Source organism: Pseudomonas sp. GX19020 (assembly GCF_023371075.1).
GTDB lineage: Bacteria > Pseudomonadota > Alphaproteobacteria > Rhodobacterales > Rhodobacteraceae > Pseudogemmobacter.
The window spans coordinates 12,393-28,610 of sequence record NZ_JAMCCR010000026.1; the positions used below are offsets into that span (position 1 = coordinate 12,393).

16 protein-coding genes are annotated in these 16,218 nt (G+C 62.5%); 4 read left to right on the forward strand and 12 right to left on the reverse strand.

The features are described from left to right. Nucleotides 1-19 precede the first annotated feature (19 nt). Genes M3484_RS22775 through M3484_RS22820 form a run of 10 tightly spaced genes read right to left on the reverse strand, consistent with a single transcriptional unit; the run spans nt 20 to nt 9,234 of the window. Nucleotides 20-1,555 carry a xylulokinase gene (locus tag M3484_RS22775; RefSeq protein WP_249499386.1) on the reverse strand — a complete coding sequence of 512 codons (1,536 nt, stop codon included), beginning with the start codon at nt 1,553-1,555 and terminating at the stop codon, nt 20-22. Between the two features lie 30 nt (nt 1,556-1,585). Further along, complete coding sequence (gene deoC, locus M3484_RS22780) at nt 1,586-2,311, reverse strand: deoxyribose-phosphate aldolase (protein ID WP_249499387.1); 726 nt, start codon at nt 2,309-2,311, stop codon at nt 1,586-1,588. Between the two features lie 54 nt (nt 2,312-2,365). Continuing rightward, a complete protein-coding gene (locus M3484_RS22785) occupies nt 2,366-3,256 on the reverse strand; it encodes an SIS domain-containing protein (protein ID WP_249499388.1) in 891 nt (296 codons plus the stop codon). 24 nt (nt 3,257-3,280) lie between these two features. Continuing rightward, on the reverse strand, nt 3,281-4,165 hold the full coding sequence (locus M3484_RS22790) for an MBL fold metallo-hydrolase (protein ID WP_249499389.1): 885 nt from the start codon (nt 4,163-4,165) through the stop codon (nt 3,281-3,283). Next, nucleotides 4,162-5,106: a phosphoglycerate dehydrogenase gene (locus tag M3484_RS22795; RefSeq protein WP_249499390.1), complete on the reverse strand. Its 945-nt coding sequence runs from the start codon at nt 5,104-5,106 to the stop codon at nt 4,162-4,164. Before M3484_RS22795 ends, M3484_RS22790 begins: the two co-directional genes overlap by 4 nt. Nucleotides 5,107-5,115: 9 nt before the next feature. Beyond that, nucleotides 5,116-6,081, reverse strand: a complete 966-nt coding sequence (locus M3484_RS22800; RefSeq protein WP_249499391.1) for a shikimate dehydrogenase family protein — start codon at nt 6,079-6,081, stop codon at nt 5,116-5,118. Beyond that, complete coding sequence (gene eda / locus M3484_RS22805) at nt 6,078-6,734, reverse strand: bifunctional 4-hydroxy-2-oxoglutarate aldolase/2-dehydro-3-deoxy-phosphogluconate aldolase (RefSeq protein WP_249499392.1); 657 nt, start codon at nt 6,732-6,734, stop codon at nt 6,078-6,080. Before eda ends, M3484_RS22800 begins: the two co-directional genes overlap by 4 nt. Nucleotides 6,735-6,745: 11 nt before the next feature. After that, nucleotides 6,746-7,372, reverse strand: a complete 627-nt coding sequence (locus tag M3484_RS22810) for a glucose-6-phosphate isomerase family protein (RefSeq protein WP_092902522.1) — start codon at nt 7,370-7,372, stop codon at nt 6,746-6,748. 21 nt (nt 7,373-7,393) lie between these two features. Further along, on the reverse strand, nt 7,394-8,152 hold the full coding sequence (locus M3484_RS22815; protein WP_249499393.1) for a GolD/DthD family dehydrogenase: 759 nt from the start codon (nt 8,150-8,152) through the stop codon (nt 7,394-7,396). Beyond that, complete coding sequence (locus tag M3484_RS22820) at nt 8,152-9,234, reverse strand: glycerol dehydrogenase (protein ID WP_249499394.1); 1,083 nt, start codon at nt 9,232-9,234, stop codon at nt 8,152-8,154. The genes M3484_RS22815 and M3484_RS22820 overlap by 1 nt, the downstream gene beginning before the upstream one ends. A gap of 195 nt (nt 9,235-9,429) precedes the next feature. On the opposite strand from M3484_RS22820, the gene M3484_RS22825 reads away from it, so the two are divergent. The 4 genes from M3484_RS22825 to M3484_RS22840 all read left to right on the forward strand — a co-directional run bounded on the left by M3484_RS22825 (nt 9,430) and on the right by M3484_RS22840 (nt 14,125). After that, on the forward strand, nt 9,430-10,923 hold the full coding sequence (locus M3484_RS22825) for a sugar ABC transporter ATP-binding protein (protein WP_249499395.1): 1,494 nt from the start codon (nt 9,430-9,432) through the stop codon (nt 10,921-10,923). After that, the gene (locus tag M3484_RS22830; RefSeq protein WP_249499396.1) at nt 10,920-11,918 is read left to right on the forward strand and encodes an ABC transporter permease; all 999 of its coding nucleotides are present in this window, start codon (nt 10,920-10,922) and stop codon (nt 11,916-11,918) included. Before M3484_RS22825 ends, M3484_RS22830 begins: the two co-directional genes overlap by 4 nt. A 103-nt stretch (nt 11,919-12,021) precedes the next feature. Continuing rightward, nucleotides 12,022-13,278, forward strand: a complete 1,257-nt coding sequence (locus M3484_RS22835; protein ID WP_092902532.1) for a sugar ABC transporter substrate-binding protein — start codon at nt 12,022-12,024, stop codon at nt 13,276-13,278. Between the two features lie 112 nt (nt 13,279-13,390). After that, nucleotides 13,391-14,125 carry an SDR family oxidoreductase gene (locus tag M3484_RS22840; protein WP_249499397.1) on the forward strand — a complete coding sequence of 245 codons (735 nt, stop codon included), beginning with the start codon at nt 13,391-13,393 and terminating at the stop codon, nt 14,123-14,125. Between the two features lie 159 nt (nt 14,126-14,284). Here the strand turns inward: M3484_RS22840 and M3484_RS23750 are convergent, their stop codons facing one another. Together M3484_RS23750 and M3484_RS22845 are read right to left on the reverse strand one after the other, a co-directional pair. Next, a complete protein-coding gene (locus M3484_RS23750) occupies nt 14,285-14,410 on the reverse strand; it encodes a hypothetical protein (protein WP_283258552.1) in 126 nt (41 codons plus the stop codon). 431 nt (nt 14,411-14,841) lie between these two features. Beyond that, nucleotides 14,842-16,071, reverse strand: coding sequence for an acyl-CoA dehydrogenase family protein (locus M3484_RS22845; protein ID WP_249499398.1), 1,230 nt, complete (start codon nt 16,069-16,071; stop codon nt 14,842-14,844). Between the last annotated feature and the right edge of the window lie 147 nt (nt 16,072-16,218).

A 16,218-nucleotide genomic window follows, 5' to 3' on the forward strand; every position in this document is an offset into this window, starting at 1 on the left:
CTCCTACGGGAATTTCAGATCAGGCGCAGCCCTGGCGATAGCGCGCCAGCGTCAGCGAGAGGTCATATTGCTGCGCGGCGGCCAGGCGATAGGCCGCCAGCCCGGCCTCATAGACCGGGCGATGTGCAGGGCGCGGGCCATGTCGCGACGCTTCGGCATGGATCGCGCGGATGGGCGAGAAATCAGGCCAGATCTTCAGCGCATGGAAGGCGATGGCAGCTGCACCCAGCGTTGCCGCCTCCTGATCTACAGCGGTCTTGACCACATCGATCTCAAGAATATCCGCAAAGATCTGCCGCCAGAAGGCGCTGCGGGCGCCACCGCCAACCGCTACCAGTGACGGGCCGATGGGGGTCATACGGCGCAGTTCGTCCAGCGCCACGCGAAGACCATAGGCGACACCCTCGAACGCGGCACGCAACAGATCGCCACGGTCATGCTGCAGCGAAAGGCCGATCCAGCCACCCCGCACTTCGGCGCCGCCCTCCAGCGATGTGCCGCCGCCCAGCGTCGGCACCATCAGCAGACCGCGCGCCCCGGGCGGGGAGGCAGCCGCCAGCGTTTCCATCGCAGCATGGCTCATTCCTGCATCATCCGCGCCAAGGATCCTGCGGGTCCAGTCCATCGTGGTCCCCGAAGAGAAGATGGACGTGGCCGAGATGAACTGCCCCGGCACGAGATGGGCGAAAGCATATGAGCGGACTTTCGGGTCCAGCACCGGGCGTGCGGCGGATATCGTCAGCCAGCTGGACGAGCCCATCGAGGAAAAGAGATCGCCGTCCTCAAAGGTCTGCGCACCAAGCGCCATGCAGGAATTGTCAACCCCGCCGGCAATGACGGCCGTCCCGGGTTCAAGCCCGAGCGTCTGCGCGGCCGTCCTTGTCAGCTCGCCGATCACCGAGGCCGATGGCACGATTTCCGGCAGGATATCCGCGCGAAGCCCCGCTGCGGCAAGGATCTCGGGATCATATTGTCCGGCCAGCAGATCAAATGCCCCCGAACCGGAGGCATAAGACGGATCTGTCGCCATCCGCCCCGTCATCAGGAAATTGAGATAATCCTTGGTGCCGAGAATGCGGTCGGTACGGGCGAAGATCTCCGGGGCGTTCCGGCGCAGCCAGAGGATCTTGAACAGCGGATAAAGCGGGGCCGGGAAGCCATTTCCCGTGCGCAGATACCAGCTTTCTTCGTCGAAACGGTCAAAAAACGCCGCCGCATCCTGCTGCGCCCGCCCGTCTGACCAGATCGGGACCGCATCCTGCAGCAACTGCCCCTCTGCATCGACCGGAATACAGCCAAGGCTGTGGCCCGAGAGACTGATCGCCCCGATATCTGCAGCGGTAAACCTGGCCGCCCCCCCTTTCGCCATCAATGCGGCGGTGGTTCGGATCAGCGCCTGCCACCAGTCTGCCGGCCGTTGCTCATGCAATGATGGCACGGGATAGAATGTCGGGTAATTCTCGACCACTTCGGCAAGCACCCTGCCATCGGGCGCGACAACGGCGCCTTTGAGCCCCCCGGTGCCGAGGTCGCATGCCAGAACCAGATCCTGCATCATTTCTCTCCCGCGTCTGTCTGGTCCGGCTCAGCCTGCGACCCGCAGCCCGCCATCCGGCAGGGAGCGGCAGGCGGCGATGAGGTCTCTGGCCACATCCGTATTGATGCCAAACCGCGTGACTCCGGCTTCGATCATTGCAGCAACGGTCTCCAGGTCGCGGATCCCGCCCGAGGCCTTGATGCCGATTTCCGCGCCGGCGGCCTCCCGGATCAGCCGAATATGGTGCAAGGTGGTGGGGAGCCCGGTCCATCCGGTGCCGGTTTTCACAAAGGCTGCCCCGGACGCCGCCACCAGCTTCGCCGCGCGGCGGATCTCGTCATCGCTTAGTCGCGAGACCTCGATGATCACCTTGACCGGCACCGGGGCCACGGCCTCGATCACAGCGGCAAGCTCTGTCGCCACATAGGCGTCATCGCCGGACTTCAGCCGCCCGATATTCATCATCATATCGACCTCGGTGGCGCCATCCGCCACCAGCCCGCGCGCCTCGACAAGCTTGGTTTCTGTACGGTTGCCGCCCGAGGGAAAGCCAATTGGGCCGCCCACCAGTACCCCGCAACCGCGCGGAAGCAATGTCGACAGCAATGCGGTGAAATGCGGCAGCGCATGGACGGCGATGAAGCCCTCGGATGTTGCGACATCGGCAACCTGGCGCAGATCGGCCTCGGTATGGAAGGCCTGGACCGCGCTGATATCGATCATCTGCGCAAGATCCCGCGGCGACAGGATGTTTAGGGCGGAGGCCTCGGCCATCGTCTTCTCCTCACTGGAATTATCGGGGGGAATGCCCCGGTCTCAGTCTGCGTCTCAGCCCTCGCCGCGCGCGCGGAAGCGGGTGAGATGCTGTTTCATTTCTTTAAACCGGCTCGCCTGCTCGGCATCGCGGCGCAAAGCCACCGCGGTCGAAAGAATGTCGATTGTGACCAGGGCCGCGAGGCGCGAAATGGTCGGTGTATAGGCATCGGTATTGTCGAGTGTCTCGACCACCAGCACCACATCGCAATATTGCGCGAGCGGCCCCTCGGCCCCCAGAAGGCCCAGCACCTTTGCACCATTCCTGCGCGCAAGCTGTGCCACCTCGATCAGAGATTTCGTCATTGCGGTATTCGAGATCACCACCGCCACATCACCCGGGCGCATCATGCCCGCCTGCATGGTCATCTGGTGCAGGTCGCGCTCGGCACCGCAGGGAATGCCGAACAGCGGAAACTTCTGCTGTGCGTCCAGCGCCACGATGGCAGAGGCGCCGAAGCCGAAGAATTCCAGCCGCGCGGCATCTGCCAGCAGGGATACCGCCGCCTCCATCCGCACGGTGTCTAGCTGGCGGCGGGCCCAGTCGAGGCTGGTAATCGTGTAATCAAAGATCTTGCCCGAAATGACCTGGACAGAGTCGAAGGCGGCAATCGCCGAATGGGTCGCCGGCGTCCCGAGCGCAAGACTATGGGCCAGCCGCAGCTTGAAATCGTTGAACCCCTCGCAGCCTACGGCAGTGCAGAACCGGATGACGGTGGGCTGGCTGACCTGGGCCAGTTCTGCTGTCTCTGCCACAGTGGCCGAAAGGAAACGCGACGGATCTTCCAGCACAAGATCGGCCACTTTGCGATCAGAGCGGCGCAGATCCGGCAGCGCCTGACGGATCGCGGTAAGGATATCGACGCCGGGATTGCTCCGCGCCTGTTCTGTCGCCCGTGGTTCCATTACCGCTCTCCTGCTCAAAATAGCTCACCCGACACAATAAGCCACGCCGGTCATGGCGCGTAATATCGCAAGATCGGTCCGTTGCGCAGCCATGGCGTCGATCTGCCCGGGCGCACAGGTATTGAAGGCGAACATGCCGTAATGATGCGCCAGCAATGTCCCCGCCCCTACAGCGCAGGCAATCTCCGTCGCTTCTTCCAGCGAGAAGTTTCCCGGAACGCCCGAGGCTGTCAGCACGGGGTCGCGCCCGTTCACCGGCAAAAGTGCGATGTCAGGGGCGAAACCGGTGACATCAGAGACAAGCCCCTCAAAAGGCACACAATCCCCCGAATGCCAGAGCCGCAGATCCGGCGTCTCGAGGCCATAGCCAAGAAACCGGTGCCGCCCTGCCATATCGGTTTCACGGGTCTCATGCGCCGCAGCAAAAACCCGAAGCGAAAGACCCGGCGAAAGTGCAATCCGCGCCCCCGCATCAGTGCCGGTAAGGCGCGGATTGGCCGTGTCGAGCCCGCTGCGAAGCGCAGCCTCAGCCCGCTCCGCCTCGGGAAAGATAAAGCGCGCTGCCGGAAATGCCCGCGCAATATGCGGCAGCGTGCCCGGATCCATATGATCGCCGTGGCGGTGGGTCAGCAGGACGAAATCCGGCTCCGGCAGATCCCTGACTGCAACCGGCACCGGCATCATCCGCTCATGCGGGCGGGCCGTGCCGCGATATTTTTCCGCCAGGCTGTCAGAGAGGTAGGGATCGATCAGACCAAACCGGCCTGCGGCAAAGATCGCAAACCCTGCCTGGCCAAGCCAGAAAATCTCAGTATCCCCGGCCTGTGCGCCACGCAGCCGGGCTGCGCGCAGCGCCGGTGCGAGATCTCCCGGGAAGGGTCTCGCGGTCAGAACGCGCCCGGGGGTCATGCCGGCGCCCCTGCTGCGGGTCCAAGGGCGCGGATCAGGTTCCGGACCGCAATCGACGTCGCACGGCTGACGCTTTCTGCAGTCAAAGCGCCGATATGGCTGGTCGCAATGACATTGGGATCACCGGCAAGGGTCAGATCGCGCGGTGGTTCCTCGGCAAAGACATCGGTGCCGTAACCGCCGAGGGCGCCGCTCGCCAGCGCCGCTTTCATCGCCTGTTCATCGACCAGGCTCGCCCGTGCCGTGTTCACCACAAGCGCACCTGGCGGCAAAAGGGCAAGTTCTTCTGCGCCAAGCAAAGGCACCCCATCAGCACGGGCCGGCGCATGGAGGCTGATCAGATCGGCCGAGCGCAGCAGCTCTTCAAAGGACACAAAGGAAAACAGCGCCGGATGCAGGCCGGGATCGCGCGGGAAAGGATCAAAGGCCAGCACTTTTGCCCCCATCGCCACCACCACACGGGCGACATGCGCCCCGATCGCGCCCATTCCGACGATCCCGACCGTGCGCCCCGAGATCTCGGCCCCGCGTTTGCGCAGCCAGCCGCCGGATTTCACGCTCTGATCGGTTTCAGGGATATGGCGCGACAGGGACAGCATCAGACTGACAGCCAGTTCCGCCACACCAATGGCATTCGCGCCCTCGGCACGCAGCACCTGTACCCCCCGCGCCTCGCATTCTGCCAGGGGAAGATTGTCGGTGCCGACACCGTTTCTGGAAATTGCCCGCAGCGCCGATGCGGCCCGGATTACCTCGGCCGGGACCGGCTCGACCCCGGCAAGCCAGCCGACGCAACCTGGCAGCAGGCTATTCAGATCCTCGGGCGTCGGTGTCTCACCGGCCTTTGCCCAGACGAGATCATAGCCCGCCTCTGTCAGCGGTGTCAGCTCTGCCGGGCGCAGGGCGGTCAGGGAACGGGGCGTGATCAGAATGCGGGTCATGGTCCTGCCTCAGAGTTTCGGCTTCTGGCGTCCCGCCGCATCGGCAATGCGGGAAATCTCGTTAAAGACCGGGCCGGAAACCGGGATGTCGATATCGAAGACCTCGGCAATCACCTGGGTCCAGCCATGCAGGAAATAGGTCCAGCCATCCTCGATCTGCAGCGCCTTTGCCGCGCGGGCGCGTTCGGCCTGCTGCAAGAAGACCAGGTCGCCGCGATAATTCAGATCCCAGGCAATGGCTTTCTCGGGGAAAAGCGCCGCATCGGTCAGCGGCGATCCGGGCGCATCTTTGCCAAGACCAGTCGCATTGACGACAACCGAGCCGGGCTTCAGCCCCGCCAGCAATTCATCATTGCGTCCCGGCCGGGCCGCGAGTTCATAGTCGAGCTGCGCATCGGTTTCGATCCCGGCATGCACCTTTGCAATCTCGTCAAGGCGGGGCTGCGAGCGGTTCGAGACAATGATCCGCGACGGCACATCCGCACCCCGTGCCTTGCGCATCAGATGCCAGGTGATGGCGATGGTCGAGCCACCCGCGCCCAGCATCAGAAGCTCGGCCCCGGTCTTCGCAAAATGATCCGGCGGCAGGAATCCATCGAGGGCAAGCCCGGATGAGATGGGGTCCTTGGCATGGCAGCGCAGACGCCCGGCCCGTTTCGAGATACAGCTCACTTCATGCATCAGCTGTGCATGTGGGTCGATCTCGTCGAAGAGGTCGCGGCAGGCCGCGAAAAGGTCAAGCTTATGGGTTGTCACCAGCGCGCCGAGCGAAAGCGGGTCATCACGGATGAATTCCACCGCCTCACGATATGCGGCGGGGTCGGCATGGAGCGGGAAATCAATCCCCCTGATACAGGCATCCTTCAGGCCGAGATGATCGGCCCAGGCCGGGAAGACCCGCATGATGGAAGAGGCGCCGGTGGTGACACCGATGAAGTAAAAGGTCGGGCGGGTTGCAGGCTCATAGCGGCTCATTTCGGTTCCTCACGCAGTCTTGCGGCCATGGTGACGGCGTCGCGGGCCTTGCGGGTGATGGCGGCGAAATCGCCCCGGGAAATATCCTCGCGGGTGGCGATCCAGGTTCCGCCCACGGCCGCGACGGCTGGCAGCGTCAGCCAGTCCCCCATTGTCGCAAGGCTGACACCGCCGGTCGGAATGAAACGGGGGGAGAGATGGGCAAAAGGCGCCGAGATCGCCGAAAGCATCGCGGGTCCGCCCGCCGCGCCTGCAGGGAAGAACTTGAAGAGGGAGTGCCCTTCTCCAAGCGCAAGGCTCAGCTCCGAAGGTGTCATCACGCCCGGGGCGAAGGGCAACCCGGTGCGCGCCGCTGCCGTCGTGATCGCCGGATCATAGCCCGGAGCAAGGCCGAAACGCGCCCCGGCGGCATGGGCTGCCTCAAGATTGGCCGCAGTCAGGATCGTGCCCGCACCGGTGATCAGTTCCGGCCGTGCTTCGGACAGTCTGGCAATCACATCCCCTGCCGCGCCGGTGCGGAACGTGATTTCTGCAACCGGCAGCCCGCCTTCCAGCAAGGCATCCGCAAGGGCCAGCGCCTGATCGGCTTGCTCTATGGCAATCACCGGCACGACGCCAAGCCGCGCGATATGGTCGAAAATCCCGCTTTGCATCCCCTGCCCTTTCAGATTGCCGTTGCCATGACCGCTGCAACCGCTTCCGGGCTGCGCGGGCTGTAGAGATCGTTTTCGCGTTGTTCCCAGCCGCCGTTCGCACTGGCATGGATACGGCTGCGCATACCGCCTGCACGGGCGATGATCTCGTAATCCTGGCCGGAATCGGACGGGTAGCAGAAGAACATGACCAGCGGCCCGGCGCCGGTATTGACCGAGCGGTGGATCCAGAAGGGCGGCACATAGCAGACGGTCAGCGGCGAGACTTCAACGATGCGGATCTCGCCTTCGGGCGATTCCAGAAGCATCAGGCCCTCGCCCGAAATACCCTGGTAGATCTCGGGGCGATTTCCGGCGCGATGGATATGCCCGCGGGTCATGAAAAACTCGTCGCCGATCATTCCGGGTTCCATATGCGTCATCCCGAAGATCAGATCGCCCGGGGCGTCCGTCGGGCGGAACTCCTCGACTGTATAGACAATCCGGTCGCCCTCATGTGCCACCGCCCCGGCAAAGGCCGCCGCGTCGCGATAAAGCCCGCCAAGATCGGTAAGCCGCTTTTCATAACGGCCTGTACGATTGCCAAGCGTGCCTGTCTGCGGCCCGATCAGACAGGCCACGGGATCATAGAATTCCAAATTTTGCTCCTTCGTCGTCTCTCAGCGGATCGTGTAGCCGCCGTCGATCGCCAGATTGGCACCGCTGACCATCGCGGCCTGCGGGCTGGCGAGATAGAGGACCGCTTCGGCGACCTCTTCGGGTTTCGCAAAACGTCCGACCGGAATGGCGGCGCGGGTTTCGACACCCTTCTGTCCACCCCAGCTCATCAGACCAAGCTCGGTTTCGGTCACGGTGGGCGAGAGCGCATTCACCGTGATGCCGCGCTTGCCCCATTCCAGCGCCATGCAGCGGGTCATGCCAAGAATGCCTGCCTTGCTGGTGCAATAGGCGACATGACCCTCGATGCCGATTGTTGCGGCCTGCGAGGACATGTTGACGATGCGCCCATATCCCTGTTCCAGCATCGGCGCCGCTGCGGCTTTGGCGAACAGAAATGCCGCGCGCAGATTGATCGACAGCGTCGCATCCCAGAGATCAAGAGGATAATCCTCGGCCGGGGCCAGCGGGCCGATGCCGACATTGTTGATCAGGATATCAAGCCGCCCGAAAGCCTCCAGCGCCGCCTGAACGGCCCGGCTGCCGCAGTCATCCTCGCGTACATCCAGCTGCAAGGCGCGGTGCCCGGCGCCAAGACCGGCGGCGATTTCTGCAATTTTTTCATCCCGGTCAACCAGCAGGAGCCTGGCGCCACGTGCCGCAAACATCTGCGCGACCGCGAGGCCGATGCCTGCGGCAGCGCCGGTGATCAGCACCGGGCTGTTCTGAAAGCCGGTCTCAGAGGTGAGTTTGGTCTGCATCACAGTACCTCACGTGCAAAGGCATCCAGGGCGAAGATCGCATCGCGCAGCGATTCCACGGAAAGCGCAACCGGCGTTGCCCAGGTGCATTGGCCAGGCGCCAGCGCAGCGCCGGCAACGCGGGTGATTTCTTCGGTGGTGACCTCTTCAAGCCCCAGATCCGCAAGCGTCACCGGCAGGCCAAGGCTGCGGCAAAAGCGGATCATCGCCGTGATTTCTTCGGTGGCGCGGTTCTCCAGCATCAGAAGGCACAGCGTGCCGAAGGCCACCTTCTCGCCATGGAGAAGACCATGCGTCTGGGGCAGCACCGTCAGCCCGTCATGGATGCCATGCGCCGCCGAACAGCCACAGTTTTCAAAGCCCAGCCCGCTCATCAGGATATTGGCTTCGATGATCTGCTCAAGCGCGGCAGTGATCCGGCCTGCGCGCGCTGCGGCAACTGCTTTCGGCGCCTCTTCCATCAGAATATCATGACAGCGGCGCGCGACAGCGATGCCGACCTGGGTCGGGGGGAAGCCGCCCGCCACATAGTTATTCGTGCGGGAGTCGATGTTCGAGCGGGCCTCAAACCAGGTCGAGAGCGCGTCACCGATACCTGCGATCAGGAAGCGAACGGGCGCTGCCGCGACAATTTCGGTATCGACCAGCACAAGATCCGGATTGCGCGACAGGCGCAGGGATTCCTCGAACACCCCTGTCTCGGAATAGCGCACCGCGACGGCGGAACAGGGAGCATCGGTCGATGCAATAGTCGGCAGAATTACGATTCGGGCACCGGTCTCAAGTGCCGCGATTTTTGCCGTATCGATTGCCTTGCCGCCGCCTGCGCCGATCACTGTCGATGCGCCCGTTTCACGGATCTGTGCGACGATACGGGCAATCTCGGCTGCGGAACATTCGCCGCCGAATGCCAGGATCTGAAGATCCGGAATGCCCGCCACCGCGGCCGAAAGCCGGTCGAACACCGCCCGGTCGATCAGTATCAGGCTTTTCCCGCCCCAGGCAGAAAGGAATTCGCCCAGCCGCGCAATCGCGCCTCTTTCCTGGATATATTTCCCAGGTCCACCAAATGCGCGCGACATGCCATCCCTCACGTGTGTCGATGTAGTCTCACTACTAAGTACGTTGCAATGCTACATGTCAATAGCTTTATAGCTGGATATTTTTCACCTTTTTACAGTTGACACATTTATTTTTGTAATATTACTACTTATGAAGCATCAGGTGGATGCCGCAGCCAAAGGCAGGAGACCTATGGCCGCAGGGCGGAGGAGATCATGGCCAATAACCTGCAGATGGTATCGATCAGCAAGCATTTCGGGGGCATCCGCGCGCTGTCGGATGTGACTTTCACGGCAAATGGCGGCGAAGTTCATGCGCTTCTGGGCGAGAATGGCGCAGGCAAATCCACCCTCATGCGCGTCCTGTCCGGCGATCACCAGCCCGATCGCGGCAAGGTGGTTCTTGATGGCGAATCCCTGTCCCTTGCGAGCCCGCGCGCTGCGCGCGATCACGGAATTGCAGTGATCTATCAGGAATTTGCGCTTTGCCCGCATATGAGCGTGGCCGAAAACATCTTCATCGACGATCCGGGATTCGGGCGCAGTATCATCAACTGGAAAAGTTTGTATTCCCGCGCATCCGAACTGGTCGCGAGCCTTGGACTCGCAAAGCTGGATGTGCGCCGCCCTGTCTCGGATCTGTCGGTAGCAGAACAACAGATCGTCGAGATCTGCAAAGCGCTGCGCCGCAAATCCCGGGTGATCGTATTTGACGAGCCGTCGGCGGTGCTGACCGAGCGCGAAACCCGTCAGCTTTTCGACCTGATCCGCCGCCTTCGGGCGGAAGGTGTCTGCGTTATATATATCTCGCACCGGCTGGAAGAGATCTTCGAGATCTGCGATCGCGCAACGATCATGAAGGACGGGACCTATGTCGATACCGTGCATATTGCAGATATCGACCAGGGCCAGCTGGTCGCAATGATGGTCGGGCGCGAACTGACCCATATTTTCCCGCCGCGTCATGCCGTCATCGGCGCCCCGGTGCTGGAAGTTGACAATCTCAGGCTGGCCGAACTGGTCGGGGATGTCAGCTTCTCGGTGCGCGCCGGCGAGGTTCTTGGCTTTTATGGCCTGATCGGTGCGGGGCGGACCGAGGTGATGCGGGCGGTTTTCGGTGCAGACCGCGCGGTGTCGGGCGAGATCCGGCTAAAGGGTGCGCCCGTCCACAATACCAGCCCGGGCAAAGGCGTTGATAACGGCTTCGGCATGGTCCCCGAGGATCGCAAAGGTCAGGGTGTTCTGCTCGATCTGTCGATTGCGACAAACATCATGCTGCGGCGGCGCAACGGAACTGCCCGCATGGCAGGGATCCTCAATTCCGGCGCCGAGCGTGATCAGGTCGACCGGCTGATCTCTGCTTTGCGGATCAAAACGCCCTCTGGCATGCCGGAGGTCTCGACCTTGTCAGGTGGCAACCAGCAAAAGGTCGCGCTGGCAAAATGGCTGGCGACGGATCTTGAGGTGCTCATTCTCGATGAGCCGACACGCGGCGTCGATGTCGGGGCAAAATCGGAAATCTATCAGATCATCAATGAAGTGGCCGAGCGCGGCCTTGCGGTGATCGTCGTCTCCTCCGACCTGCCGGAACTGATTGGCATAGCCGACCGCATCATCGTGATGCGCTCTGGTGCGATCACAGGTGAATTGTCGGGGCAGGAAATGAACGAAAAGGCGCTGATCGCGCTGGCGATGGGAGTGAAAGAATGACGCGAACCGCAGCCTCGTCCGGGTCAGGACAAGTTACCGGCTTTCTGGTGCGCAACAGTTCTGTTGTCATGCTGGTGCTTCTCATTATCGCTTCGGCGATCCTGTCGGATGCCTTCATGTCGCGGGGTAATATTTTCAACCTGCTGCGTCAGCTGACGCCGCTTTTGCTGATCAGCATCGGGATGCTGCTGGTCATCAATACCGGCGGCATCGATCTTTCGGTCGGCGCAATCGCGGCGGCCGGCGGTCTCGCCGTTGCGATCATGATCCCACTTCTGCCCTTTGACGGCTTTGCCGCCGTGCTCACCGGTGTCCTTGCCATGCTGATCTTCGGCGGGCTGCTTGGGGCATTCAACGGGGCTCTCGTGGCATGGTTCCAGCTGGCACCCTTTGTTGTGACGCTGGCCATGATGACCATCGCACGTGGCATGACCTATATGATGTCGAACGGTCAGCCGGTACGCCTGCCTTATGAACTGGAGGCAACCGCAATTTTTGATGCCTTCGGCAGCGGCGGGCTGCCATGGCTCAGGCTGCCCTGGCCGGTTGTGCTGTCGATCCTGGTGATCGCCTGCTTCTGGTTCCTGATGCAGCGCATGGTTTTCGGCCGCATGGTGATCGCGACCGGCAGCAACGAGACGGCAGTGCGCCTCGCCGGCATTCCGCATCGTCGCTATATCTTCGCGGTTTACGTGATCAGCGGCGCATTGGCAGCCCTGGCCGGGATCGTCGTCACCTCGCGCACCGGGGTCGGAACGCCAGTGGCCGGTCTGGGCTTTGAGCTGGATGCGATTGCGGCCTGCGTGATCGGCGGCGCGCGGCTTTCGGGTGGCAAGGGCACGGTGATCAATACTGTGATCGGCGTCCTCGTGCTCGGTCTTATCGGCAATATCATGAACCTGATGAGCGTGCCGTCCTACCCGCAGCAGATCATCAAGGGCCTGATCATCGTCGCCGCCGTGATGCTGCAACGCTTTGGCCGCGACCGGGCCTGACCTTTTTCCCAGGCGCACGCGCCTTCTTTCAGAACTGAAACCACCTCCGGGCGCGATGTCGCGCCGGGACCAGGACGTTACATTCATCACAGGGAGGAACCAGATGAAATCCGTGAACACCAGACTGGCCGTTTTGCTGGCAAGCGCCATCGCAATCCCCGCAGGAATTGTCTCGGCTCAGGAAGCCGACAAGCCCGAGATCTACAAGCTGATGCCCGACACCGCGCTGTCCGGCCTTGTCGATCCCTATATGCCCGACCGCACCGATATCGACAAAGCCTGGCCGAAAACGCCGGCTGACCCGGCCAAGATCCAGGTCGGTTGGACCGAGATCACCATGGGCGGGCCGTTTTTCGTCGAACTGATCAAGGGCGCGCAAAAGACCGCGGAAGCCGGCAATATCGTGCTTGATGTGCAGGTGGCTGACGGCGATCTGCAACGTCAATGTGGTCATATCGACACGTTCATCACCCAGGGCAAAGATCTGATCGTCATCGACCCGACAGATACGCTGGGGGTCGCCTCCTGTATCAACCGGGCGGTGGATGCGGGCATTCCGGTGCTTGCCATCGGCACCGTTCCGTCGGACCGCGCGCGTATCCTGACCACCATCACGCCGAACCCCTATGAGAACGGCTTCCGCACCGGCGAATATGTCGGCCAGAATGCGGGAACCGACCCGATTGTTGCGGCGCTCATCGTTGGTGTGGTTGGCAATTCCACCTCGGAAAGCCGCCTCAACGGCATGGTGTCCGGCATGGTCTGGCAGCGCGTTCAGGATCTCGGCCTGGACATCTCTCGTGAAGAGGCAATGCTGCGCGGCTACAACCTCTTCCAGCAAGCGAAGAAATCGGGCGGTTTCAACGATGAGGAGCTGAAGTTCCAGGTCGTCGCAATGGGCGAGGGCAACTGGACCGAGGAAGGCGGGCTTGCCGCGGCCGAGGATATTCTGACGGCGCATGGCAGCAAACTTACCCATATCCTTGCTGACAATGACTGGATGGGCATCGGCTCGCTGCGGGCGCTGCGCAATACCGGCATCGAGACGATCAAAGTTGCCACCTCTGCCGATGGCGCGCGGATCGCACTGGAAGAGATTAAGAAGGGCAATCTTCTGGTGACAGGCACCTTCTCGGGCGAGCAGACCGGCGTCTCTGCCGTGGCCTTTATCGATCAGATCTTCAACAAAGGGTTTGATGCGCAGAATCTGCCGCTGGGCAGCTATTTCCCGGCCTATGCCATCACCCCGGAAAATGTTGACGATTTCATCGATCCGAACCCGGAAAACCAGTTCTATAAGTACGAGGTTTCTCCGGTCCTCAATATCGGTGAGATCCGCGCCGCTGCGGGCGTGAACTGATCTGCCCTGATCCGGATGAGGGGGCCATTGGCCCCCTCTGACTCTGTTCTCCGGTCTTCTGGCTTTTTGCCTGCGCCAGGGACAGCCCTTCCCTTCAGCATGAGGCCTGTGAATGTCCGCCCATCTCTCCAAGCCCCTCGTCATGATCACCGGCGCCAGTGCAGGGATCGGTTCTGAAATTGCCCGCACCTTTGCCGCCGCCGGATATCCATTGCTGCTCCTGGCGCGGCGGCGCGAAAAGCTGCTGGATCTCGGCCTTGCCAACGCTGTCTGCTGCGAGGCGGATGTGCGGGACCGGGACAGCATCCGCGCGGCCATTGCCGAAGGCGAGGCGCAGTCCGGCCCGGTCGATGTGCTGATCAACAATGCCGGCATTTCGCGCCTGGCACGGCTTGATGATCAGGATCCGGAAGACTGGCGCGATCTGATCGACATCAATGTGACCGGTGTTCTGAACTGCATGCATGCGGTTCTACCCGCAATGAAGGCCCGCCGGCATGGAACCATCGTCAATATGTCGTCGATTGCCGGACGCAAGGTCTATCCTTTCCACGATGTCTATGGCGGCACCAAGCATTTTGTTCACGCTGTCAGCGACGGGGTGCGGGGCGCATCGGCAGAGTTCAATTTGCGGGTGATGACCGTGTCTCCGGGCATCACCAAATCCGAGATCGACAAAACCATCACCGATCCCGCAGCCTATGCTGTCTGGTCCGCTGATCGCGACCGGATGGAGGGGGGGATCGACGCAACCCATGTGGCCTCGGCGATCCTCTTCGCCTGCCAGCTGCCGCAATCGGTCAATCTGCAGGAACTGACGATTACTGCGACCGCTCAGGCCTATTGATGCACCCAGCTCAGCCGCAGAGAATGCCCTGACGAGCGGTCGTTCGCGCTGCTCTGGCAGATCCTGCGTCGGATCCGTTCGCGCCTGAGCAGGTTGAGAGCGCGCTCGGCGATTGCTCCATCGTAGCAGCTTCCACGGCGGATTCGCGAACCTGCGCTTTCAGGCACAGAGCGAGGGCTTGCTCACCCGAGGCCGGTCCGAAACGTCGCCGACCGGATTGCCCCGCCCGGTCGTCCGGACGAGTGCATCGCGCCTGAGCCCGTCGGTGAAATTAGATCTGCCCATCATGGCCTCCTTGCCTCAAAATCAGCGAAGAAGGTGACCATGAAACATGGGACTATTCATCGGCCAGCCTCACGGATTGCACCGGCATCCGCACTCCTGTCGCCTGAAGGATTTGTATCAGGCCACGTTGTCCCATGCACCAGACGCCAGGAGGCCTTGCAGCCCGTCGACGGGCCCACCGGTCAGGCCTTCCGGATGGGCAAATATGCGATCCCGCGCTGAGGGCCCCCCTCTGTCGCCGGCCTGGTCGCTCCCTGGCGGCGCCGTAATATGGGCGGCGCTGGCAGCCCTGGCTTCCGGAATTACAGGATCTGGCATACCTTTTGCGCCAGGGGCCAGATCGGGATAAAGCATATGACACTCAGCGGTGGCCCTGGATACGCTCAGGGCCACCGCTGAGTACCGGACCTGCCAGGCGGCAGCGACCGGCCTTAGCTCTCGACCGCGCCGATTTGCCAGATAAAGACCGGCTCGGTGCCATTGACCGCATGATCACCGAGGATACGCTCTTTGTAGATCAACGGGTTATGGTTCGCAGCAGTCCGGGCATTGCGCCAGTAGCGGTCCAGCCCGAGCGCGGTATCCGCCGCCGAGGCGCTCAGCGCGTTGAAGAGGTCGCTGGTTGCCCGTAGCGCGAGCTCTGCCGCCGCAACCTGAGCTTCGGCCGAAGCCAGCTCCGCCGCGATATTGGCGGCGTCATCGGCGGCCTTGTCATCCGCCTGCGAGGTTTCATAGGCGCGATCCGCTGCGCGGGCGGCCTCGATGGTGGCGGCGCGAGCGGCAAAGGCAAAAGCGCGCGCGCGGCCCACGACCTGCAGGACCTGCGGGTCCTGGCGGGCCACCGTGCCCGAGCCATGCGAGAAGGCGCGTTTGCGGGCGGCGACCTTGCCCGCGACATCCTGCACCGCCGCCAGCGCCGCCCCGGACAGCACCGCATCCAGCACCAGCTGATAATAGGCGGTCTGATAACGGAAGCGGGTCTCGAACGGCACGAGCCCTTCGGCCTCCAGCGCTGCTCCTTTGAACGTGGTGGTGCCGGTTCCGGTCAGCTTCTGGCCAAAGCCGGTCCAGTCATCCAGCCGGTCGATCCCCGGCTGATCGGCGCGCAGGATCGCCACCACCGGCGCCCCATTGTCTGAGCGCACCGCGTAAGTGTCGATCCAGTCTGCAAAGATCGTACCAGTCGAATAGTATTTCTCGCCATCGACCCGAAAGCCCTCCCCCTCGGGTGTGACTTTGGTAATGGTTTCGCCCAGCTTCACCTTGCCAATTTCCGACCAGGCATTGCCGGCGATCTCGCCCTTGCCAAATCGGCGGAGCCAGACCTCACCCTCGGCCCGCGGCGCCACCAGCCGGTCCTCGACCAGCGCGAAATGGCCGCGCAGCGCCTGGACGATATTGGTATCCGCCGCCGCAAGGTCGATCAGCAGATCGAAGAACTGCTCAAGGCTTGCGCCGGAACCGCCGAATTCGACCGGCACCCGCAGCGCGGTGAACCCGGCCTCTTTCAGCCATTTGATCTGCTCAAACGGCAATTGCCGCTCGCGCTCGCGCTGGTTGGCGCCCTCACGGATGCGTTCGAACAGCGGTGCGAAACGGGCCTTCAGCGCGGCCAGATCGGGAAGCGTCGCGGGCTGAAAGCTGGTTTCCTGTTTCGTCATTTTAGGGACTCCGGTTGCACCAGCCCGCCCTGCCCGGCGCAGTGGCGCCGGGGGCATCATGGCTGGTCGATGGGCTTATCGGCAGGCGCTGCTTTATTCTGCAGCGAAGGTTTGTTTTTTGCGGGCTTCGATGTCGCGGACGCGGGT

Bases quoted from the DNA above. Each gene is read 5' to 3' on its own strand.
- M3484_RS22775 (WP_249499386.1), bottom strand. From the start codon at position 1,555: ATGCAGGATCTGGTTCTGGCATGCGACCTCGGCACCGGGGGGCTCAAA.
- deoC (WP_249499387.1), bottom strand. From the start codon at position 2,311: ATGGCCGAGGCCTCCGCCCTAAACATCCTGTCGCCGCGGGATCTTGCG.
- M3484_RS22785 (WP_249499388.1), bottom strand. From the start codon at position 3,256: ATGGAACCACGGGCGACAGAACAGGCGCGGAGCAATCCCGGCGTCGAT.
- M3484_RS22790 (WP_249499389.1), bottom strand. From the start codon at position 4,165: ATGACCCCCGGGCGCGTTCTGACCGCGAGACCCTTCCCGGGAGATCTC.
- M3484_RS22795 (WP_249499390.1), bottom strand. From the start codon at position 5,106: ATGACCCGCATTCTGATCACGCCCCGTTCCCTGACCGCCCTGCGCCCG.
- M3484_RS22800 (WP_249499391.1), bottom strand. From the start codon at position 6,081: ATGAGCCGCTATGAGCCTGCAACCCGCCCGACCTTTTACTTCATCGGT.
- eda (WP_249499392.1), bottom strand. From the start codon at position 6,734: ATGCAAAGCGGGATTTTCGACCATATCGCGCGGCTTGGCGTCGTGCCG.
- M3484_RS22815 (WP_249499393.1), bottom strand. From the start codon at position 8,152: ATGCAGACCAAACTCACCTCTGAGACCGGCTTTCAGAACAGCCCGGTG.
- M3484_RS22820 (WP_249499394.1), bottom strand. From the start codon at position 9,234: ATGTCGCGCGCATTTGGTGGACCTGGGAAATATATCCAGGAAAGAGGC.
- M3484_RS22825 (WP_249499395.1), top strand. From the start codon at position 9,430: ATGGCCAATAACCTGCAGATGGTATCGATCAGCAAGCATTTCGGGGGC.
- M3484_RS22830 (WP_249499396.1), top strand. From the start codon at position 10,920: ATGACGCGAACCGCAGCCTCGTCCGGGTCAGGACAAGTTACCGGCTTT.
- M3484_RS22835 (WP_092902532.1), top strand. From the start codon at position 12,022: ATGAAATCCGTGAACACCAGACTGGCCGTTTTGCTGGCAAGCGCCATC.
- M3484_RS22840 (WP_249499397.1), top strand. From the start codon at position 13,391: ATGTCCGCCCATCTCTCCAAGCCCCTCGTCATGATCACCGGCGCCAGT.
- M3484_RS23750 (WP_283258552.1), bottom strand. From the start codon at position 14,410: ATGGGCAGATCTAATTTCACCGACGGGCTCAGGCGCGATGCACTCGTC.
- M3484_RS22845 (WP_249499398.1), bottom strand. From the start codon at position 16,071: ATGACGAAACAGGAAACCAGCTTTCAGCCCGCGACGCTTCCCGATCTG.